The 18,344-nt window shown below is 60.0% G+C and carries 18 protein-coding genes and 1 tRNA gene; 7 read left to right on the forward strand and 12 right to left on the reverse strand.

Annotated features, from left to right (window positions below; all coding sequences use genetic code 11):
* Window position 1: 1 nt before the first annotated feature.
* The 4 genes from Q4577_RS17855 (at window position 2) to Q4577_RS17870 (ending at window position 5,833) form a co-directional block, all read left to right on the forward strand.
* A complete protein-coding gene (locus Q4577_RS17855) occupies window positions 2–3,115 on the forward strand; it encodes an efflux RND transporter permease subunit (protein WP_303471295.1) in 3,114 nt (1,037 codons plus the stop codon).
* Window positions 3,112–4,470: an efflux transporter outer membrane subunit gene (locus Q4577_RS17860; RefSeq protein ID WP_303471296.1), complete on the forward strand. Its 1,359-nt coding sequence runs from the start codon at window positions 3,112–3,114 to the stop codon at window positions 4,468–4,470. Before Q4577_RS17855 ends, Q4577_RS17860 begins: the two co-directional genes overlap by 4 nt.
* A gap of 76 nt (window positions 4,471–4,546) precedes the next feature.
* Window positions 4,547–5,272 (forward strand): DUF1499 domain-containing protein, encoded by a 726-nt coding sequence (locus Q4577_RS17865; protein WP_303471297.1) that lies wholly within the window; start codon window positions 4,547–4,549, stop codon window positions 5,270–5,272.
* A gap of 21 nt (window positions 5,273–5,293) precedes the next feature.
* A complete protein-coding gene (locus tag Q4577_RS17870; protein WP_303471300.1) occupies window positions 5,294–5,833 on the forward strand; it encodes a ricin-type beta-trefoil lectin domain protein in 540 nt (179 codons plus the stop codon).
* A 285-nt stretch (window positions 5,834–6,118) separates the two neighbouring features.
* Here the strand turns inward: Q4577_RS17870 and Q4577_RS17875 are convergent.
* From Q4577_RS17875 to Q4577_RS17920, 10 genes are all read right to left on the reverse strand, one after another.
* Window positions 6,119–6,195: transfer RNA gene (locus Q4577_RS17875), tRNA-Arg, on the reverse strand.
* 65 nt (window positions 6,196–6,260) lie between these two features.
* The gene (locus Q4577_RS17880) at window positions 6,261–7,481 is read right to left on the reverse strand and encodes a cysteine desulfurase (RefSeq protein WP_303471301.1); all 1,221 of its coding nucleotides are present in this window, start codon (window positions 7,479–7,481) and stop codon (window positions 6,261–6,263) included.
* The gene (locus Q4577_RS17885) at window positions 7,474–8,064 is read right to left on the reverse strand and encodes a YIP1 family protein (RefSeq protein ID WP_244691972.1); all 591 of its coding nucleotides are present in this window, start codon (window positions 8,062–8,064) and stop codon (window positions 7,474–7,476) included. Before Q4577_RS17885 ends, Q4577_RS17880 begins: the two co-directional genes overlap by 8 nt.
* Complete coding sequence (locus Q4577_RS17890; RefSeq protein WP_303471302.1) at window positions 8,061–8,546, reverse strand: YIP1 family protein; 486 nt, start codon at window positions 8,544–8,546, stop codon at window positions 8,061–8,063. The genes Q4577_RS17885 and Q4577_RS17890 overlap by 4 nt, the downstream gene beginning before the upstream one ends.
* Window positions 8,547–8,624: 78 nt before the next feature.
* On the reverse strand, window positions 8,625–9,905 hold the full coding sequence (sufD, locus tag Q4577_RS17895; protein ID WP_303471303.1) for a Fe-S cluster assembly protein SufD: 1,281 nt from the start codon (window positions 9,903–9,905) through the stop codon (window positions 8,625–8,627).
* Window positions 9,905–10,660: a Fe-S cluster assembly ATPase SufC gene (gene sufC / locus Q4577_RS17900; protein ID WP_303471305.1), complete on the reverse strand. Its 756-nt coding sequence runs from the start codon at window positions 10,658–10,660 to the stop codon at window positions 9,905–9,907. The genes sufD and sufC overlap by 1 nt, the downstream gene beginning before the upstream one ends.
* A 221-nt stretch (window positions 10,661–10,881) precedes the next feature.
* Window positions 10,882–11,058, reverse strand: coding sequence for a hypothetical protein (locus Q4577_RS17905; protein WP_303471307.1), 177 nt, complete (start codon window positions 11,056–11,058; stop codon window positions 10,882–10,884).
* A 36-nt stretch (window positions 11,059–11,094) separates the two neighbouring features.
* Entirely contained in the window at window positions 11,095–12,615 is a 1,521-nt protein-coding gene (sufB, locus tag Q4577_RS17910) for a Fe-S cluster assembly protein SufB (RefSeq protein WP_303471308.1), read from the reverse strand.
* Window positions 12,616–12,631: 16 nt separating this feature from the next.
* Complete coding sequence (locus tag Q4577_RS17915) at window positions 12,632–13,675, reverse strand: cysteine desulfurase family protein (protein WP_303471310.1); 1,044 nt, start codon at window positions 13,673–13,675, stop codon at window positions 12,632–12,634.
* 71 nt (window positions 13,676–13,746) lie between these two features.
* Complete coding sequence (locus Q4577_RS17920; RefSeq protein WP_303471312.1) at window positions 13,747–14,208, reverse strand: Rrf2 family transcriptional regulator; 462 nt, start codon at window positions 14,206–14,208, stop codon at window positions 13,747–13,749.
* A gap of 174 nt (window positions 14,209–14,382) precedes the next feature.
* Here Q4577_RS17920 and Q4577_RS17925 point away from each other — a divergent pair, with 174 nt between their 5' ends.
* Entirely contained in the window at window positions 14,383–15,036 is a 654-nt protein-coding gene (locus Q4577_RS17925; RefSeq protein ID WP_244691986.1) for an alpha/beta hydrolase, read from the forward strand.
* A 9-nt stretch (window positions 15,037–15,045) separates the two neighbouring features.
* Entirely contained in the window at window positions 15,046–15,279 is a 234-nt protein-coding gene (locus Q4577_RS17930; RefSeq protein WP_244691988.1) for a hypothetical protein, read from the forward strand.
* 21 nt (window positions 15,280–15,300) lie between these two features.
* Here Q4577_RS17930 and Q4577_RS17935 read toward each other — a convergent pair whose 3' ends face one another.
* Together Q4577_RS17935 and Q4577_RS17940 are read right to left on the reverse strand one after the other, a co-directional pair.
* Window positions 15,301–16,701 (reverse strand): cytochrome P450, encoded by a 1,401-nt coding sequence (locus Q4577_RS17935; RefSeq protein ID WP_303471317.1) that lies wholly within the window; start codon window positions 16,699–16,701, stop codon window positions 15,301–15,303.
* Entirely contained in the window at window positions 16,698–17,987 is a 1,290-nt protein-coding gene (locus tag Q4577_RS17940) for a hypothetical protein (RefSeq protein ID WP_303471320.1), read from the reverse strand. Before Q4577_RS17940 ends, Q4577_RS17935 begins: the two co-directional genes overlap by 4 nt.
* Window positions 17,988–18,094: 107 nt before the next feature.
* Here Q4577_RS17940 and Q4577_RS17945 point away from each other — a divergent pair, with 107 nt between their 5' ends.
* On the forward strand, window positions 18,095–18,316 hold the full coding sequence (locus Q4577_RS17945) for a sulfurtransferase TusA family protein (RefSeq protein ID WP_244691995.1): 222 nt from the start codon (window positions 18,095–18,097) through the stop codon (window positions 18,314–18,316).
* Window positions 18,317–18,344 lie beyond the last annotated feature (28 nt).

Raw genomic sequence — 18,344 nt, forward strand, 5'->3', positions numbered from 1 at the left:
AATGGCTGCATTCTTTGTTCACCGCCCGGTTTTCGCCTGGGTGCTTGCCATTGCGACCATGCTGTTGGGGGCCTACAGCATGACCGGCCTGCCGATTTCGCAATATCCTGACATCGCGCCGACCACGGTGCGGATCTCTGCCTCTTACAGCGGCGCTTCGGCCGAAACAGTGGAAAATTCGGTCACCGCCGTGATCGAAGACGGGCTGACCGGGTTGGATGGTCTGACCTATATGACGTCCTCCTCCAGCGAGGGCGCGGCCAGTGTTTCGTTGACCTTTGATGACAGCATCAACCCCGACATGGCCCAGGTGCAGGTGCAGGTGCAGAACAAGCTGCAGCTTGTCGAGTCGCAACTGCCCGACGCGGTCACCAGCCGGGGGGTGTCCGTCACCCGCTCGACCAGCTCGATCCTGATGGTCGGTGCCTTGGTCAGCGAAGATGACAGCTATTCGTCGCTCGAACTCGGTGACATCCTGAGCAGCACCATTCAGGATGCGGTCCAGCGCACCGAAGGGGTCGGCTCGATCAACCTTTTTGGCACCGAATATGCCATGCGGATCTGGCTGAACCCTGAGCGGCTCTATCAATATCAACTGACCCCCGCCGATGTGACGACCGCTGTGTCGCAGCAGAATACCAACGTCACGGTCGGAAGCCTTGGCGATCAACCGGTCAGCAAGGGCCAACAATTCACGGTGTCCCTGTCAGCACAATCACAGCTTGGCTCGGTCGCGGATTTCCAGTCGATCCTGCTGAAAACCGACGCCGATGGATCTGCGATCTATCTCGGCGATGTCGCAACGGTGGAGTTGGCGGAGGAAGATTACGGCAGCGTCAGTCGCTTTAACGGCCACCCGGCGGCGGGTTTTGCCGTCAACCTGTCCACCGGGGCCAATGCGGTCGACACAGCCGAACGGGTGCGTGTGGTGATGGATGGGTTGTCATCGGCCCTGCCCGACGGTGTCAGCGTCGAATACCCCTATGACACCTCACCCTTTGTCGAGGAATCCATCGATCAGGTCTATGAAACGCTGATCGAAGCCGTTGTGCTGGTGTTCCTCGTCATCTTCCTGTTCCTGCAAAGCTGGCGCGCAACGCTGATCCCGACGATTGCCGTTCCGGTCGTGCTGCTGGGGACCTTCGGTGTGCTCTCGGCCTTTGGCATGTCGATCAACACGCTGACGATGTTCGCGCTGGTGCTGGCCATCGGCCTGTTGGTCGATGACGCCATCGTCGTGGTCGAAAACGTCGAACGCGTGATGGAAGAAGACGGACTTGATGCGGTGGCCGCCACCGAAAAGAGCATGGCCGAGATTTCGACCGCGCTGGTTGGGATCGTCATGGTGCTGTCGGCGGTGTTCCTGCCGATGGCCTTCCTCAGCGGATCGACCGGGGTGATTTACAAGCAGTTCTCGGTCACGATCATTTCGGCGATGGTGCTGTCGCTGTTCGTGGCGCTGATCCTGACGCCGGCGATGTGCGCGCAGCTTCTGAAACCCGGTCATGGCAAGGCCCCGGTGGCCCCGCTGCGTTGGTTCAACACCGGGCTGGACCGGCTGACCGGCGGCTATGGCGCCACGGTCGCCCGGCTCGCGCTGCGGCCCTTCCGCATGGTTCTGGTTCTGGGGTTGGTCGGTTTTGGGGCCTACTGGGTCTATGACCGCCTGCCGAGTTCCTTCCTGCCGACCGAGGATCAGGGCGTGCTGATGACCATGGTCGAACTGCCGCAAGGTTCGACTGTGCAGCAAACGCAATACACCATCGAACAGATCGAAGATTACCTGCTGACCGAAGAGGCCGAAGTCGTCGACGGGGTGTTTGCCAACGTCGGGTTCAGCTTTGCCGGGTCCGGGCAGAATTACGGTGTCATGTTCATCAAGCTCAAGGATTACGAAGAGCGCCCGAATGACAATGCGTCCGACCTGTTGGCGCGTGCGAATGGCCGGTTCTTCAACTCCCGGCTTGGCAGTATCTTTGTGCTGCAACCGCCCGCGATTCAGGGGCTGGGCACCACATCCGGGTTCTCTATGTATCTGGTTGATCAATCCGGCGGCGGACAGGACGAACTGAGCGCGGCGGCAGATCAGCTTGTGGCGCTGGGAAATCAGGACGGGCGGGTGACCAACCTGCGGGGCAATGATGCCGCCACCGAACCGGCGTTGAAACTGCGGATTGATCAGCAACGGGCCGAGGCATTGGGCGTTTCGCTGTCGGATGTGAACGGCATGCTGTCCACGGTATTCTCGGGCTCTTACGTCAACGACTTCCCGCTTGGCAACGCGCTGCGCGAAGTGATCGTTCAGGGCGGTGCGGACTGGCGGATGCAGCCGTCGGACATCAACCACTGGTATGTGCGCAATGCCACATCCGAAATGGTCCCCCTCTCGGCCTTCATGAGCCAGGAGTGGGAGATGATCACCCCGCAGCTGGCCCGCTACGGCGGCACCCGCGCGCTGGAAATCTCGGGCCAAGCGGCGGCTGGCGTCAGCTCGGGCGATGCAATGGACCTGATGGAGGATCTCGCTTCGCAGCTCGACGGCTCTTATGCGGCTGCATGGACCGGCCTCAGCTATCAGGAGCGTCTGTCCGGCGACCAAGAGGCCATCCTCTATGCGATCTCGGCGCTGGTGGTCTTCCTCTGCCTTGCTGCGCTCTATGAAAGCTGGGCGGTGCCCTTTGCGGTGATGCTGTCGGTGCCGGTCGGCATTCTGGGCGCGCTGGTGACCACATGGTATTTCGGCCAGGCGAATGACGTCTATTTCAAGGTCGGCCTGCTGACCACCATCGGCCTTGCGGCAAGAAACGCCATCCTGATCGTCGAATTTGCGGAATCCCTGCGCGCCAAGGGCCAGAGCCTGATGGAGGCGACAACCACGGCGGCCCGCCAGCGTCTTCGCCCGATCCTGATGACCTCGCTGGCCTTTGGCTTTGGCATTCTGCCGTTGGTTCTGGCTTCTGGCGCGGGGGCCAATGCGCAGAAATCCATCGGCACCGGCATGTTGGGCGGGATCATCTTCTCTGCCGTGATCGGCATCGTCATGGTCCCGGTCTTCTATGTCGCTGTCATCAAAACCACAGAGATATTCCGTATTCGAAAGGAAGCCGTGCAATGAAGCCGCAATACCTTATCCTGAGCCTGCTTCTGGCGGGCTGTGCGGTCGGCCCGGAGTATCAACGCCCCGAGGTCGCGCTGCAAACCCGCTTTGTCGCCGGCAATGCCGCGTCGGTCGGTCAGGTCGCGACACAGCAATGGTGGCTGGACTACAAAGACCCGATGCTGACCCGGCTGGTGGCGCGCGGAATGGCGCAGAACCTTGACGTGATGGCCGCGAGTGAGGCGATCCGGCAAGCGCAGGCAAACCTGCGCAAAACCGGCGTCAATTCCGCTGTCGATGGCGCGTTGTCGGCACAGCAGACCACCTCTGGCGGTGATGCGATTGATGGCACGGTCACCAGCAACAGCGGCTCTTTGGGGGCGGCGCTGGTGCTCGATTTCTTTGGCGGTCTGCGGCGCGAGCGTGAGGCTGCGACCGCATCCCTGACAGCCGCAAAGGCCGAGGCGGAAACCGTCCGGCTGGCATGGCTGGCCGAAGTGCTGTCGGCCTATTCCGGCGCGCGCTATTATCAAGAGGTGCTGGCCCTGACCCGCACGACGATCAAGACACGCGAAGACACGGTCGAGATCACGCGCAGCCAATTCGACGCCGGGGCCGCCACCGAATACGAGGTTGCCGAGGCGCAGGCCCTGTTGTCCACCGCACGCGCCAGCCTGCCGCAATATGCGGCGCTGTTCGACGCCAATGTCTATGCGATTGCCACGCTGCTCAACGAACCTGCCGCCCCGATCCTGACGCAGATGCAAAAAGGCGCGCCGCAACTCTCCTCCCCCGGCGGGGCAAATACCGGCGTGCCTGCGGATCTGCTTCGCAACCGCCCCGACGTGCGCCGCGCCGAGGCCGATCTGGCCGCTGCGGTCGCTGCGGTCGGGGTGGCAGAGGCCGCGCTCTATCCCTCGCTCTCGCTGTCCGGCACGGTCAGCCGCACCGAGATTACCGACAGCTGGAGCTTTGGCCCGCAACTGTCGCTGCCAGTGTTCAACCAAGGCGCGCTGCGCGCCGGCCGCGATGCCGAGATTTCCGCCGCCAAACAGGCGGAGATCGCATGGCGCGGCGCGGTCGCTTCGGCGGTCGAAGATGTGCAGGTCGCGCAATCCAACCTCACCCGCTATCGCCAGCGCGCGTCCCTGTTGCAAACGGCGGCCCGCGACTATGACCGTGCGCTGACGTTGGCCCAGCAGAACTATCGCAACGGGGCGATCACGCTTCTTGACCTGCTTGAAACGGATCGCAATGCCGCAACGGCCAAGATTTCGGCGGCCTCTGCGGTGCTTGATGCGGCACAGGCCTGGGCCACATTAAAGATCGCCACAGGCGCGGGCTCTGCCGCAACTGAACACTTAAGCAATTGACCGGGCCAAAAGACCGCCTGATCGGATGGCGGACAGGCCGGATAACGAACCTGGGTAGTGAAGGACCTATAAAACGATGAAACATCTCGGAAAAATCGCACTTTTGGTGGCTGTTCTCGGCGCTTGCGCCGCGGCGCTGATCCTGTTTGGCGGCCGTCTGGGCCTGTGGCAGCCGATCACCGGCTTTGGGCTTTATCGCAGCTATTTCAATCCACTGGCGATGGCTGTTGCGGCTGTTGGCGTGATCGCGCTGGTCGTCCACATTCTGCGCAAGGAACGCGGCGGAATGTTGGCGGGCGGAATTGCCACGATTGTCGGCCTCGCGCTGCTTGCGCCGATGGCCAATGCCACGCTGAACCCGACGCCCCGCGCCGCGCCGATCCACGACATATCGACCGATACCGCCAATCCGCCGCTGTTTGAGGTTCTGGATGAAACCCGCGACGGGGCCCGCAACACGCTTGATTACGGCGGGCCGGAGCTGGCCGCGATGCAGGCCAAAGCCTATCCCGATATTGCCCCCCTCGAGACAGATCTGTCTGCCGAGGCGGCGTTTCAGCGCGCATTGGCCGTCGCGGGCGACATGGGGTTGGACATTGTCGCCCAGGATATCGAACGTCTGCGATTTGAGGCGGTTGCCCGCACCGCAGTCTTCTATTTCGCCGATGACGTTGTGGTGGTTGTCACCGCCCTGGACAACGGCAGCCGCGTTGATATGCGGGGCGTGTCCCGTGTGGGCCGCAGCGACCAAGGCGTCAACGCCGCACGCATTCGCGCCTTTCAACAGCAGTTTCAACAGTGACCCAAGAGAGAGGATTGAACCATGAAAATGCCTAATCCGATTTTCACCTCGGTGATCGCCGCCTCGATGAGCCTGACATTCCCGCAGATGTCCCTTGCCGATGCGCCGAACATTCAAACCGTCGGGCCGGTGATCCACCTTGCCGACAACCTCGACGAAGACGCGATGCTCGGCTGGTGCATTGACACCGAAGGTCGCGGGCTGAGCGATCAGCTGCACGCCCATTCCTGCAAACCAACCGGCGATGATGTCCTGTTCGCCTATGCGGCAGACAGCGGCATGATCGCTTCGGCAACCTATGACGGCAAATGCATGGCGTATAACGCGCCGGACAATGCAGAGAACCCATTTGGTCTGGTGGATTGTGACGCCACGGATCAGGCGCAGATGTTCAGCTATGATGCATCAAGCATGGAAATGCGTCTGGCAGCGGACCCCGCCCAATGCGTGACGGTCTCTGCCACCATTGACGACGCGGGCCCGTTCCAATCCCGTGACCTGCTGCTTGCGGCCTGCGATGACCTTGAGCCAAGCTTCAAGCAATGGGTCGTTCGGAATTAACCAACAGACGCCCTTTGCCGGAGCCACATCCCGATACTTTGGTGTGGCTCCGGTTTTTGATTTTTCTAAGTCAGTAGAAGATCCAGTCGGAAGATCGGGGATTCGCGCTACGGTTCCCGCCGAAGGTGGCCCAACCGCCCTTGATCCCAAAGGCACCCACCACCGGCCAGCCCCCCTGCGATCGCCGCAGTAGCCCCCACCACGAACAGATGCTTCCTGCCATGGGCCATGAAGGCCCGGAAGCGCCGGTTCACACTGGGTCACAGAAACTTCGATAATGGAAAATGGCGCACCTGAGAGGATTCGAACCTCTGGCCTCTGCCTTCGGAGGGCAGCGCTCTATCCAGCTGAGCTACAGGTGCGTGCAGGCCTTCTATACGCAGGCCAGCGCGGCGCTGCAATTGGAAATCTTCGTGAATCGCAAGGTTCAGGCAAACAACTCATGTGCCAGTTCCAAAGCGTCGATCAGGGCATCGACCTCGGCCGTGGTGTTATACATGCCAAACGAGGCCCGGCAGGTGGCGGTCACCCCAAGATGATCCATCAAAGGCCCGGCGCAATGGTGGCCGGCGCGCACCGCGACACCCTTTTTGTCGAGGATCGTCGAAATGTCATGTGCATGGGCGGCCCCGTCCAGCGTGAAGCTGAAAATCGCGCCTTTGTCGGCGGCCTTGCCCTGTACATTCAGCCAGTTCAAACCGTCCAGCCGTGAGCGTGCATAATGCGTCAGCGCAGCCTCATGCGCGGCAATATTGTCCATGCCGATCGACATCATGTATTCCAGCGCCACGCCAAGCCCGATGGTTTGCACGATGCCGGGGGTACCGGCTTCGAATTTCATTGGCGGATCGTTGTAGATGACCTCGTCGCGGTGCACTTCGCGGATCATGTCACCGCCGCCCAGGAAGGGGCGCATCTCTGCCATACGCGCGCGCGCCATGAAAATCGCGCCCGACCCGGTGGGACCATAAAGCTTGTGACCGGTGATCGCATAGAAATCACAGCCGATGTCCGGCACATCGACCGGGCCGTGCACAGCCGCCTGCGATCCGTCGACCAACGTGGCAATGCCCCGGGCACGCGCCGCATGGCAAATGGATTTCACATCCACCCGCGTGCCCAGCACATTGGACATCTGGGTAATCGCCACCAGTTTGGTTTTCGGCCCCATCGCGTCGATCACGGCCTGCGGGTCCAGCGACCCATCCGCCGCCGTTTCCACCCATTTCAGCACCACGCCCTGACGCTCGCGCAGGAAATGCCAAGGCACGATATTGGCGTGATGTTCCATCACCGACAGGATGATTTCATCGCCCGCCTCAAGCCGGGGCATCGCCCAGCCATAGGCCACGGTATTGATCCCCTCGGTCGTGCCGGAGTTCAGCACAATTTCTTCTTCATCCGCGACATTCAGGAACCGGGCAATGGTGCCGCGCACGGATTCATATTTTTCTGTCGCCAGATTGGACAGGAAATGCAGCCCCCGGTGCACATTGGCATATTCCATCGAATAGGCTTGGGTGATCGCATCAATCACCACCTGGGGTTTCTGCGCCGAGGCACCATTGTCGAGATAGACCAACGGCTTGCCGTTCACCTCGCGTGCGAGGATCGGGAAATCCGCCCGGATCGCAGTGACATCATACATGTGCCGATACTCCTAGTGATGTGACCCCGATGAGCGACAGCATGACAATCAACCCGACCGCAATGCCCAGACCGGACATCATCAACACGCCGAAGGATTTGAACGGCGAACCGAAGCCATGCGCCACATCAATAAAGTTCACAAGAATCCAAAAACCATAAAGATTGACCACCAGCAGCACCAAGAGCGCAAACCCCGGCATCACGATGGACAATACAGTCGCCAGAACCTGAACCGCCAACCGCAGCACCTGAAGCCAGGTGATCAGAACCAGGATCTGGGCCAAACCCGCCCGCCCCTTCAGCCAATTGCCGACATAGGTCAAGGCAAACACGGTAATCACCGCGCCACAGCCCAGGGTCAGGGCAAACATGAACGGCGTGGCCATCATCGCGGGCAGCGGCTGCGGCGATGGCGCGGCGAGATTGCCCAGCCAGAACGCGATTGCGTTCAGCGCGACAACCAACACCAGCCCCTGCCACAAAACGCTGCGCGGCAGGTTCAGCGCGATCAGCCGTGCCGCGGACTGGCGCGGGGCGGTGACGGTTTCGACGATCATATCCCGCAACACCGTCGTGTTCATGACGCCGCCCCTTCCGCTTCGCGCAGTCCCGATAGCCAGAACCAAAGGAAGATCACAAACCACAAGAAGCCGACAGCCTGTGACTGGATACCCTGGCCGATAAAGCCTTCGACCAGGCCAAACAGCAAAACCAGCGGTGATGTCGCGAGCAACGCCCAGAACAGCGCCAACCGCGCGCCATAGAAATCACCCTGCCCGCCCAGAACCCGTGCGATCAGATGGCTGGCCGCTGCCAGGGCATACAGCAACAAGGGCGCCACCATAAGCCAGCCAAACAGCGCAGCACCAATGCTTGGCTGCATCTCTGTGCCTTCGAAATGAGACTGCCGTGCCACCACGGGCCAGCGCGACACAAACATCATCAGACAGCCCGCCATGACCATGGCCAGAACCCTGTCTTCCCGTTGCCCCCACGCCAGAAGCCGCCGCACCACCCTGCGCGGTCCCCGATAGGTGGCAACAATATCCCGTGTCACGCTCATGCGCCCACCCCTGTTCCCGGTCAAACCTGTTCAGTCAAATCTGTCAGGCAAATCTGTCAGGTCCAACCACGTTTCGGCTTAGTCTCTGTGCCGGATCAACCATGCCTCGATCCGGGCCCTGATCTCTTCGGCCAGCGTGGCATCTTCGATCTCTTCGACCGCTTCCGCCAGGAAAGCAAGCGTCAGAAGGTTCACCGCCTGATCGGTCGGCACACCGCGCGACCGCAGATAAAACAGCGCTTCTTCGTCGATTGCACCCGAGGTCGAGCCATGGGAACAGGCCACATCATCGGCATAGATTTCCAGCTCTGGCTTGGCGAGGAACTGACTGTCCTCGTCCAGCAGAAGGCTCTGGGAAATCTGATAGCCGTCGGTCTTCTGTGCGCCCGCCTTTACCAGAATCTTGCCCTGAAACACGCCGGTCGCGCCATTGCGCAGAACCTTCTTGAACACCTGTCGGCTTTCACAGTTCACCGCATCATGGGTCACGAACACCGTATCGTCATGGTGAAAATCACCATCCCCGACACAGGCCCCGGCCACATGCGCCGCCGCATCATCACCGGTCAGCTCGATCACGCATTCGTTGCGGGTCATCACGCCATTGGCCGTCATGGTAAAGCTTTTGAACACGGATTCCGTACCCAGCCGGGCAAAGATATGCGTCACGGCGCGGCGTTCATGGTCGCGGCCCTGGGTGCGCACGTGGTGCAGGGTCGCGCCATCGGCGATGTCGACCTCCATGCATTTGTTGAACCGTGCAGCTGCCGGACCGTTTTCCAGAATCGTCACCTCGGCCCCGCTGTCGACCTTCACCACATGGTGCAGGATCGCGTCCGAGGTTTCCGAGCGATGTTCATACGAAATCGAAATCGGCTTGCTTGGCGTCTTGGTCACATGGATCAAAAGCCCATCACTGGCAAACGCGGTGTTCAGCGCCGCAAGCGGCCGTTGCACCGGTGTCTGACCGTTGTTTTCCAACTGGCCATACAGCGACTGTGCCCAATGCAGATCGGTGCCTGCTTCGGCCAGACGTTCGATCACAACCCCCTCAAGCGTCAGATCATCCGAGCCTTCGGCATCAAACACGCCGTCAACAAAACGGATCAGCAGCCGATCAACATCGGAAAACACCGGCCGCTCGTCCGTTTCGAACAGGGCGGCTGGCGGGACATCCGCCTGCACCAGCGTGTCCGGCCGGGTGTATTTCCAATATTCATCCCGCCGCGACGGCAATCCCATGTCCCGCAGACGCGCCAGCGCCGATTTGCGCGCAGACAAGCTCCAGCCGCTTGCGGGCAGATCATATTGCGCAATCCGCGCTTCGGTTGCATCCACCTTGGTTTGCGGAAGAGCCATTACGCCACCTCCTCCAACAGATGCGCATAACCGCGTTCTTCGACCTCAAGCGCCAGTTCGGGACCACCGGTTTTGATGATCCGGCCATTGGCCATGATATGCACCACATCGGGTTTGATATGATCCAGCAGACGCTGATAGTGGGTGATGACCAGGAAACCACGCCCGGCATCGCGCAGTGCGTTCACGCCATCCGACACCAGTTTCATGGCATCCACATCAAGGCCCGAGTCGGTCTCGTCCAGGATGCACATTTTTGGTTCCAGCATGGCCATCTGAAGAATTTCGTTGCGCTTCTTCTCGCCGCCGGAAAAGCCGACATTGACCGGACGCTTCAGCATATCAGCGTCGATCTTAAGATCTTTGGCCTTGGCCCGGATCAGTTTAAGGAAATCCGTCGCGCTCATTTCCTCTTCGCCGCGCGCCTTGCGTTGCGAATTCACCGCGGTGCGCAAAAAGGTCATGTTGCCGACACCGGGAATTTCCACCGGGTATTGGAACGCCAGGAACAAACCGGCCGCAGCGCGCTCTTCCGGCTCCATATCCAGCAGGTCATCGCCCTCCAGCGTGGCACTGCCGTCTGTCACCTCATAGCCGTCACGCCCCGAAAGAACATAGGACAAGGTCGACTTGCCCGATCCGTTCGGCCCCATGATCGCATGGACCTTGCCCGCCTCGATTTTCAGATCGACGCCCTTCAGGATTTGTTTATCTTCTTCTTCAAGTTTGACGTGCAGGTTCTTGATTTCCAGCATTTTTCTACCTCTCAAATACGCGAAGGCAACGCGCGGCACATGCGGTGCGGCGGCCTGCCAATTTCGGTTGTTACGGTTATCAGATCCGCAAGACGCCGCTGCCATGTTCCGTGGCGCATTGATGTCCGCAATCTGATAGGATGAAACGCGCCCCGGCGCCGATTTTGCACGACGGGGGTCACGGGATACACACGTGCAGCAAGCTGCGATGAAACCTGGGATCAGTCATTGCCTTGCCCTGTGACGATCTGGGAAAACAAATTGCCCAGAAACCCCGACACAAACGACACGGCAAACACCATCCACATGGTCAGCGCCTCGGTGATCAACCCGACAATACTGGCAAAGATCGCGCAAAATACGCCAGTCATCACTGCTGGCAAAAGCAGAAACTTCATATCTTCCCCTTCCCAGCCGATCACCCTGCGGCGGATCTAGCCGACCGACCCTTCCAGCGAAATCGCGACCAATTGCTGCGCTTCCATTGCGAATTCCATCGGCAATGCTTGCAGCACCTCCTTGGCAAAACCATTCACAATCAGCGCCACAGCCTCTTCTTCGTCCATGCCACGTTGGCGGCAATAGAACATCTGCTCATCATCCACCTTGGATGTTGTGGCCTCGTGTTCCACCCGCGAAGAATTGTTCTTGACCTCGATATAGGGCACTGTATGCGCCCCGCATTTATCGCCGATCAACAGGCTGTCGCACTGGGTATAGTTGCGGCTGTCCTTCGCCTTGGGATGCATCGAGACCAAACCACGATAGGTGTTCTGGGCCACGCCGGCGCTGATGCCCTTGGACACGATCCGCGACTTGGTGCGCTTGCCCAGGTGGATCATCTTGGTGCCGGTGTCGGCCTGCTGGTGGTTGTTGGTGATGGCGATCGAATAGAACTCGCCTTGGGAATCGTCACCGCGCAGGATGCAGGACGGGTATTTCCACGTCACCGCAGACCCGGTTTCCACCTGTGTCCACATCACCTTGGCCCGATCACCACGGCAATCGGCGCGTTTGGTCACAAAGTTATAGATGCCGCCTTTGCCGTTCTCATCACCCGGATACCAGTTCTGAACCGTGGAATATTTCACCTCGGCGTCTTCTTCGATGATGATTTCCACCACCGCCGCATGCAGCTGGCTGGTGTCACGCTGCGGCGCGGTACAGCCTTCAAGATAGCTGACATAAGAGCCCTTGTCGGCAATGATCAGCGTCCGCTCAAACTGGCCGGTATTTTCGGCGTTGATGCGGAAATAGGTCGACAATTCCATCGGGCAGCGCACCCCCGGCGGGATATAGACAAACGAACCATCGGAAAACACGGCGCTGTTCAGCGTGGCATAGAAATTGTCGCTGACCGGCACAACCGATCCGAGGTATTTCTTCACCAACTCAGGATGTTCGCGGATCGCCTCGGAGATCGAACAAAAGATCACCCCGGCCTTTTTCAGCTCTTTCTGAAAGGTGGTGCCGACCGACACCGAATCAAACACCGCATCGACCGCCACCTTGCGGCCCTCGGCGGGCGCATCTTCGGCCCCTTCGACACCGGCCAGGATCATCTGTTCCTTCAGCGGAATGCCCAGCTTTTCATAAGTCGCCAGCAGCTTGGGGTCGACCTCGTCCAATGACTTGGGCTTGACCTCCATGCTTTTGGGGCGGGCATAATAATACTGATCCTGAAAGTCGATTTCCGGATAATCGACCATGGCCCAATCCGGTTCTTCCTTCTGCAACCAGCGATCATAGGCCGCCAACCGCCAGTCGGTCATCCACTGCGGTTCGCCGTTCTTTTCCGAAATAAGCCGCACGATATCCGGGGTAAGGCCCTTTGGCGCATACTCCATCTCGATCTCGGTTTCCCAGCCGTATTTATAGGTGCTGACCTCGCGGACCGCATCAACCGTTTCCTGATCGACGCCGTCTTTGACCTGAGTTTGATCAAGGGCTGTCATATGTCTACCTCCGGTGTCACGCCGCGCGGGCGCGATGCTTTTCATATCTGGCGCACCACGTTTCTGCGAAACGAAGCACATCTTCTTCTGTGTTGGCGGGTCCAAGACTGATGCGGATTGCGCATCCCGCCTCGTCCTCGCCGTATCCCATTGCGCGCAACACGCGGCTTGATTTCACCTTGCCACTGGAACAGGCCGACCCGGCACTGATCGCAAAACCGGCCAGGTCCATTGCCATGACCTGCGTCTCTCCTCGCCACCCCGGCGCGATAACACAGGTGGTGTTGGGCAGTCGGGGCATCTCTTTCCCGACTAAAATAGTTCCTTTTGATCCAGCCTCAATGGCCTTTTCTAGAATATTTCTAAGTTCTGCAACCCGCTCCCAAACACCATCAGCCAAATCCCGCGCCGCCGCAGCCGCCGCCGCGCCAAATCCGGCAATGCCAACCACGTTCTCTGTCCCAGAGCGACGGCCCATTTCCTGCCCACCGCCAAGGATGCGCGGCGTGACATCCAAACCGCGCTGCAACACCAGGGCACCAACGCCCTTTGGCCCGCCCAGCTTATGGGCAGAGGTCAGCGCCATTTGCGCCCCGGACCAGGAAAACGCAAACGGCAGCTTGCCAAAGATCTGCACCGCGTCACTTAACGCCAGCCCCTGTGGCATATACTGCACCACACCGGTTTCACTGTTGGCGGCCTGCAATGCGCTGTACGCCGGATCCTGCACCGTGACCCGCCCCGCAGCATCGACCGCCAAGGCCCCATCGGTCCAGACGCCCACACAATCATGTTCAACCGCCCCAGACGCCAGATCGCGCCCCGCCAGTGCCAGCGCCGCCGCTTCGGTCGCCCCGGAGGTGAAAACAACATCCGCCTCCCCCGCGCCAAACGCCTCGGCGATTTGACCCCGCGCCTTTTCAATCAATCCCTTGGCCGCCCGCCCCTCGGAATGCACCGACGACGGATTTCCCAACACATCCATTGCCGCAATCATCGCGGCACGCGCCTCAGGCCGCAAAGCCATGGTGGCGTTATGATCAAGATAGACCCTAGCCACGACCGCGCCCTTTCATCTGACCCAAAATATCCTGGGGGAGTCCCAACGGGACGGGGGCAAAGCCCCCAAACTCACCCATCGTCCACCACCGAAAACAGCCCCGGAACCGCCGGGCAAGGTGCCAGCGAATTCTCGATGATATCCGACAAACGGGTCTGATGCAGAAAGACATAGACATGCGCCGACAGCCCCTCCCACAACCGATTGGCCAGCGATTGCGCCCGGCTACCGGACAGGCCGCCACTGGCGCCCGCCCCCTTGTGCATCGCATCGACGGTTTCATCCACCGCTGCCAGAATATCCACCACCCGGATTTCCGACGCCGACCGGGCAAGACGATAGCCCCCACCGGGCCCGCGCACCGATGCCACCAATTCCGCGCGGCGCAGTTTGACAAACAACTGCTCAAGATAAGGCAGCGACACATCCTGGCGCTGCGCGATCTCGCCCAGGGTCACCAGCTTGTCGTTGGGCTGCAACGCAATATCGACCAACGCCACCATCGCGTAGCGCCCCTTGGTACTCAGCTTCATCGACATTCCCCCCAGGATGGCGTCAAGACGCCCATGACTTGTTGACCTCAGTACCCAATAGGCTTATCTGCGATAAGCCCCAAACCGTCACCGGATCGGGTTTAGAACCATTCTAAGGTTGTCGAGCAAATTCGTCAACAATTGCCGTCACACGCGCGAGGAGTTTCACCGCATATGCCCGAGGTTATTTTCCCCGGTCCCGAGGGACGGCTGGAAGGCCGCTATCATCCGCAAAAAGACCGTGATGCCCCCATTGCCATTGTCTTGCATCCCCATCCGCAATTCGGCGGAACAATGAACAACAAGGTTGTCTACAACCTGCATTATGCCTTTTACAACATGGGCTTCACCGTGCTGCGGTTCAATTTCCGCGGCGTAGGCCGAAGCCAGGGCGAATATGATCAGGGTGTTGGCGAATTGTCCGATGCGGCATCGGCGCTCGACTATCTTCAGTCGATGAACAACAATTCAAAACATTGTTGGGTCGCTGGATTTTCTTTTGGCGCCTGGATCGGGATGCAGCTTTTAATGCGCCGCCCGGAAATCACCGGATTCGTTTCCGCCAGCCCGCCCGCCAATATGTATGATTTCTCGTTCCTCGCGCCCTGCCCGTCGTCCGGCCTGATCATCAATGGCACGTCCGACCGGGTGGCACCGCCCGCCGACACCACATCCCTGGTCGGCAAGCTGCACGAGCAGAAGGGTATCACCATCACCCATACTGAAATCGAAGGCGCCGGCCATTTCTTTGAAAACGATCATATGGACACGATGATCGGCACCGTCAGCGATTACGTCAAACGCCGTTTGACAGAAACAACGCGATAAGGATCCCCCATGAGCGTCGTCGAAGATCTGGCTGACCGTCTGGCACGGGACGCAATTGAAGCGGCAGAGCTGATGGGTGATGACACGTTGATCACCGCCATCGCCGAATCCATGAGCACCTCTTCCACAACGGAAGAGGCGTTCCTGACGGCGGTGCGCGTGCGTTTGGCGGAAAAACGTGGCCGCAAATTGCTTGAGGCCAAGATTGATGCTTTTGAAGCCAAGCTGAAAAACCCCGGCTGATCCGGCGCGCGGTTCTGCGCGTCAGCCGTTTTTCTGGCGGTTTTGCCCGTCCGGGCCCCGCCGCATCACCCGCAAACGAATGCCCCGGTCAGAGCGCACGGTCAAATGCGCCACGGGCACCGGCGGGTCGGCATCTTCTACCAATTCAAACCGCAGATCACGCAGAAGATGCGACAGGATCAGCGTGCCTTCGACCATCGCAAACCCCGCGCCGGTACAGACCCGGCTGCCGCTGGAAAACGGAATATAGGCATCCCGCAGACAGGTTTTGCCATTCTCGGTCTGAAACCGGCCCGGGTCAAAATCATCAGGCTGATCCCACAACCGTTCATGGCGATGCAGGTGCCAGGGTGACAGCACGATTTGGCTGCCGCGGGCAATATCCCGGTCGCGGAATCGCTCTGGGCAGGTGGTTTCGCGCACCATCATCGGCACCGGCGGGTAAAGCCGCAGCGCCTCGCGGAACACATCGCGTGACAGGCGCAGTTTCGACATGACGGCAAAATCCGCCTCTGCCGGCCCCTCTGTCAGCGCTTGGGCCTCTTCGGCGACCCTGTCCTGCCACTCCGGGTAGAGCGCCATAAGGTAAAGCGTCCAGGCCAGCGCCGAGGCACTGGTTTCATGGCCGGCAAGAAAGAAGATCGCCACTTGATCGACCATTTCTTCGGTGGAAAACGTCTCGCCCGTGTCGGGGTCGCGGGTCGTCATGATCTTGGTCGCCAGATCGTCCGGCGCGGTGCCTGCTGCAATCTCGGCCATGCGATCTTCGGTCAGACGGGTGATCAAGGCGCGAATGGACCGTGCCGCCGCCCGGGTATCGCGGCGAAAAAATCGCGGCATCCACTTCGGCAGCGGCACCAGTGCCGCAATGTTCAGGATCGGCTGGCTGCGCTGATAGTCGCGAAATTCGGAAAATACCTGCGAGGCGATTTCATGTTCGATCGGGATCGAAAACAGCGTGCGAAAAATCACATCCGCCGCCGCATGGCTGGTTTCGGCTTCGATTTCCACCACCGCCCCGGCCTGGGGTTCCAGACGCCGCACCGCAGCCTGCGCCGCCGCCCACATCGCCGGAAATGTATCGCGCAGGCGCCCCCCCTCAAACGCGGGATCAATGATCCGGCGTTGGCGTTTCCAGGTCGCGCCATTGGTCAGAAACACCGAATTTCCCAAGAGCGGGCGCAAGCCTTCGCTGATCCGGTTGGACTTCGGGAAATCGTCGGGCCGTTCCCTGAGCACGGTTTTGATCAGGTCCGGCTGGTTGACCATATAGGATCGAAAAAACGGCGTGCGAAATTCGGCCATCCAGGCGCGATACAGCCGCGCCGGTTGGGCCGACAGAATATCCTTGCGAAACAGCGACATATACCGCCACAAAGACACCTTTTCCCCACGGCTTCGGGGTTTTGGCGGCCGGGTCATGGCGCGGTAGAGGTAAAGGTGTTCACTGGCGTTGCCACTCTGGATTTCGACGACACTCGGGTTTGATATCTTTGCCGCAGCGTCAGCGGCCCGGCAGTGATGCGAAAGTAGTCGTAATCGCGCGGCGCGTCAAAGGCGCAAAGATATTGAAAATGCAGCCGGAAAAACCGCCAGCGCAATTCCTTGAGCCGCGCGGCCGTCAAGGATTTCTTGAAGGCCGCCGAAAACACCAGCGGGGCTTTCTGGTCCGGCCCGGCCACGCCGGACACCGCGACCGGGTCGCACAGCGCAAAGGCGCAGCCATCCCCCGGCGCGGTCACATCCGCCCAGAACACCGCATCGCTTTGCGACAGGAATGCCAGATCATTGCGCAGCCGCCAGGCGTCCGGCAGGAAGGTCACCATCGGCATCACCTGACCGAGGGTCAAAAGACCCAATGCCGGCCCCTGCCCCGGTGCCCGCCCCGCGCCATCGACGGCCCGCCCAGAGCGGATCAGATCCGACATCACGGACACCGCCAGATGCGCGCCAGAGGAATGTCCAATGACCAAAACCTCGTCGACATCTTCCTGACAGGCCGCCGCAACCGCATCGGTGAAGGCGGCGATCCGGGCCTCCATTTCCGGCGTATTCGCGCCCTTGGTCCGGGCGCTGTAGGAATAATCATGCATCAGGTAATAGACAAAAAGCTTGCTGTCCCAGCGCCGAAACCTGTCGAGGATCGCCCAACCAACGCCCAGACCAAGCAGCCCGGCCACCAATGGCCCGACAAGCCCCGCAACACCGCCAAGATCACCGCCGCCCGCCAGAATGGCCGCGTTGATGGCCCAGTTTCCGACACGAAAGGCCACAATCGTCGCGATCAGGGCAAGCACGGCCTGACACAGCAACATCACAACCGGATAGAGCGCGGCAATCACCGGGCCACTGCGCAGCTTTGTCAGCCGCCACATCGCGCCGGTGCCGATATAGGTCACGGCGGTTTGCAGCATGGCCAGATAGGTTCTGGCGATCCCGTGCCGCATCGAATTCTTGACGATGTCGGACCAGACCAGAACCTCGACCTCTGTGGTCACGGTGGCGCCATCCATGTCGCCAACCACGTTCCAGCCGAAATTTTCCTGTGATTTTCGGGGCGTGAGCGTCAGGTCATAACCGGAAATACCGGCCTGGGCCGCCCCCTCTTTGCGGTATAATTCCCGATAACGGCGGGGATGAATCGGGTCATAGCCGGGAATATAGAACACCCGACGCCGTCTCACCTGATTCTGTTCATAACCGCCCATGTACCATTCTCTTGCGCAGCTCTATTGATTTTGTATTAATTTGACCGCTTTTTGCGTCAAGAGTAAGGCGCTGGACTTGCAGGCTGCGGCACCCTAAATCCTGCGCTATGACAGACACGCTGGACGCGACCCATCTTTTATGCCCCCTGCCCGTGCTCAAGGCACGCAAGCGTTTAAAATCGCTGGCAAAGGGTGATGTGCTGCGGCTTTTGGCCGATGATCCGGCGGCGGTGATTGATGTCCCGCATTTCTGTCAGGAGGCCGGTCATACCCTGCTCGAAAGCCATGACGCCGAGGGTGTGCAGGTCTATTTGATCCAAAAAGGCTGAGATCGCCGGTCTGTCGGCTCACGTCCAC

Source organism: Marinovum sp. 2_MG-2023 (assembly GCF_030548265.1).
GTDB lineage: Bacteria > Pseudomonadota > Alphaproteobacteria > Rhodobacterales > Rhodobacteraceae > Marinovum.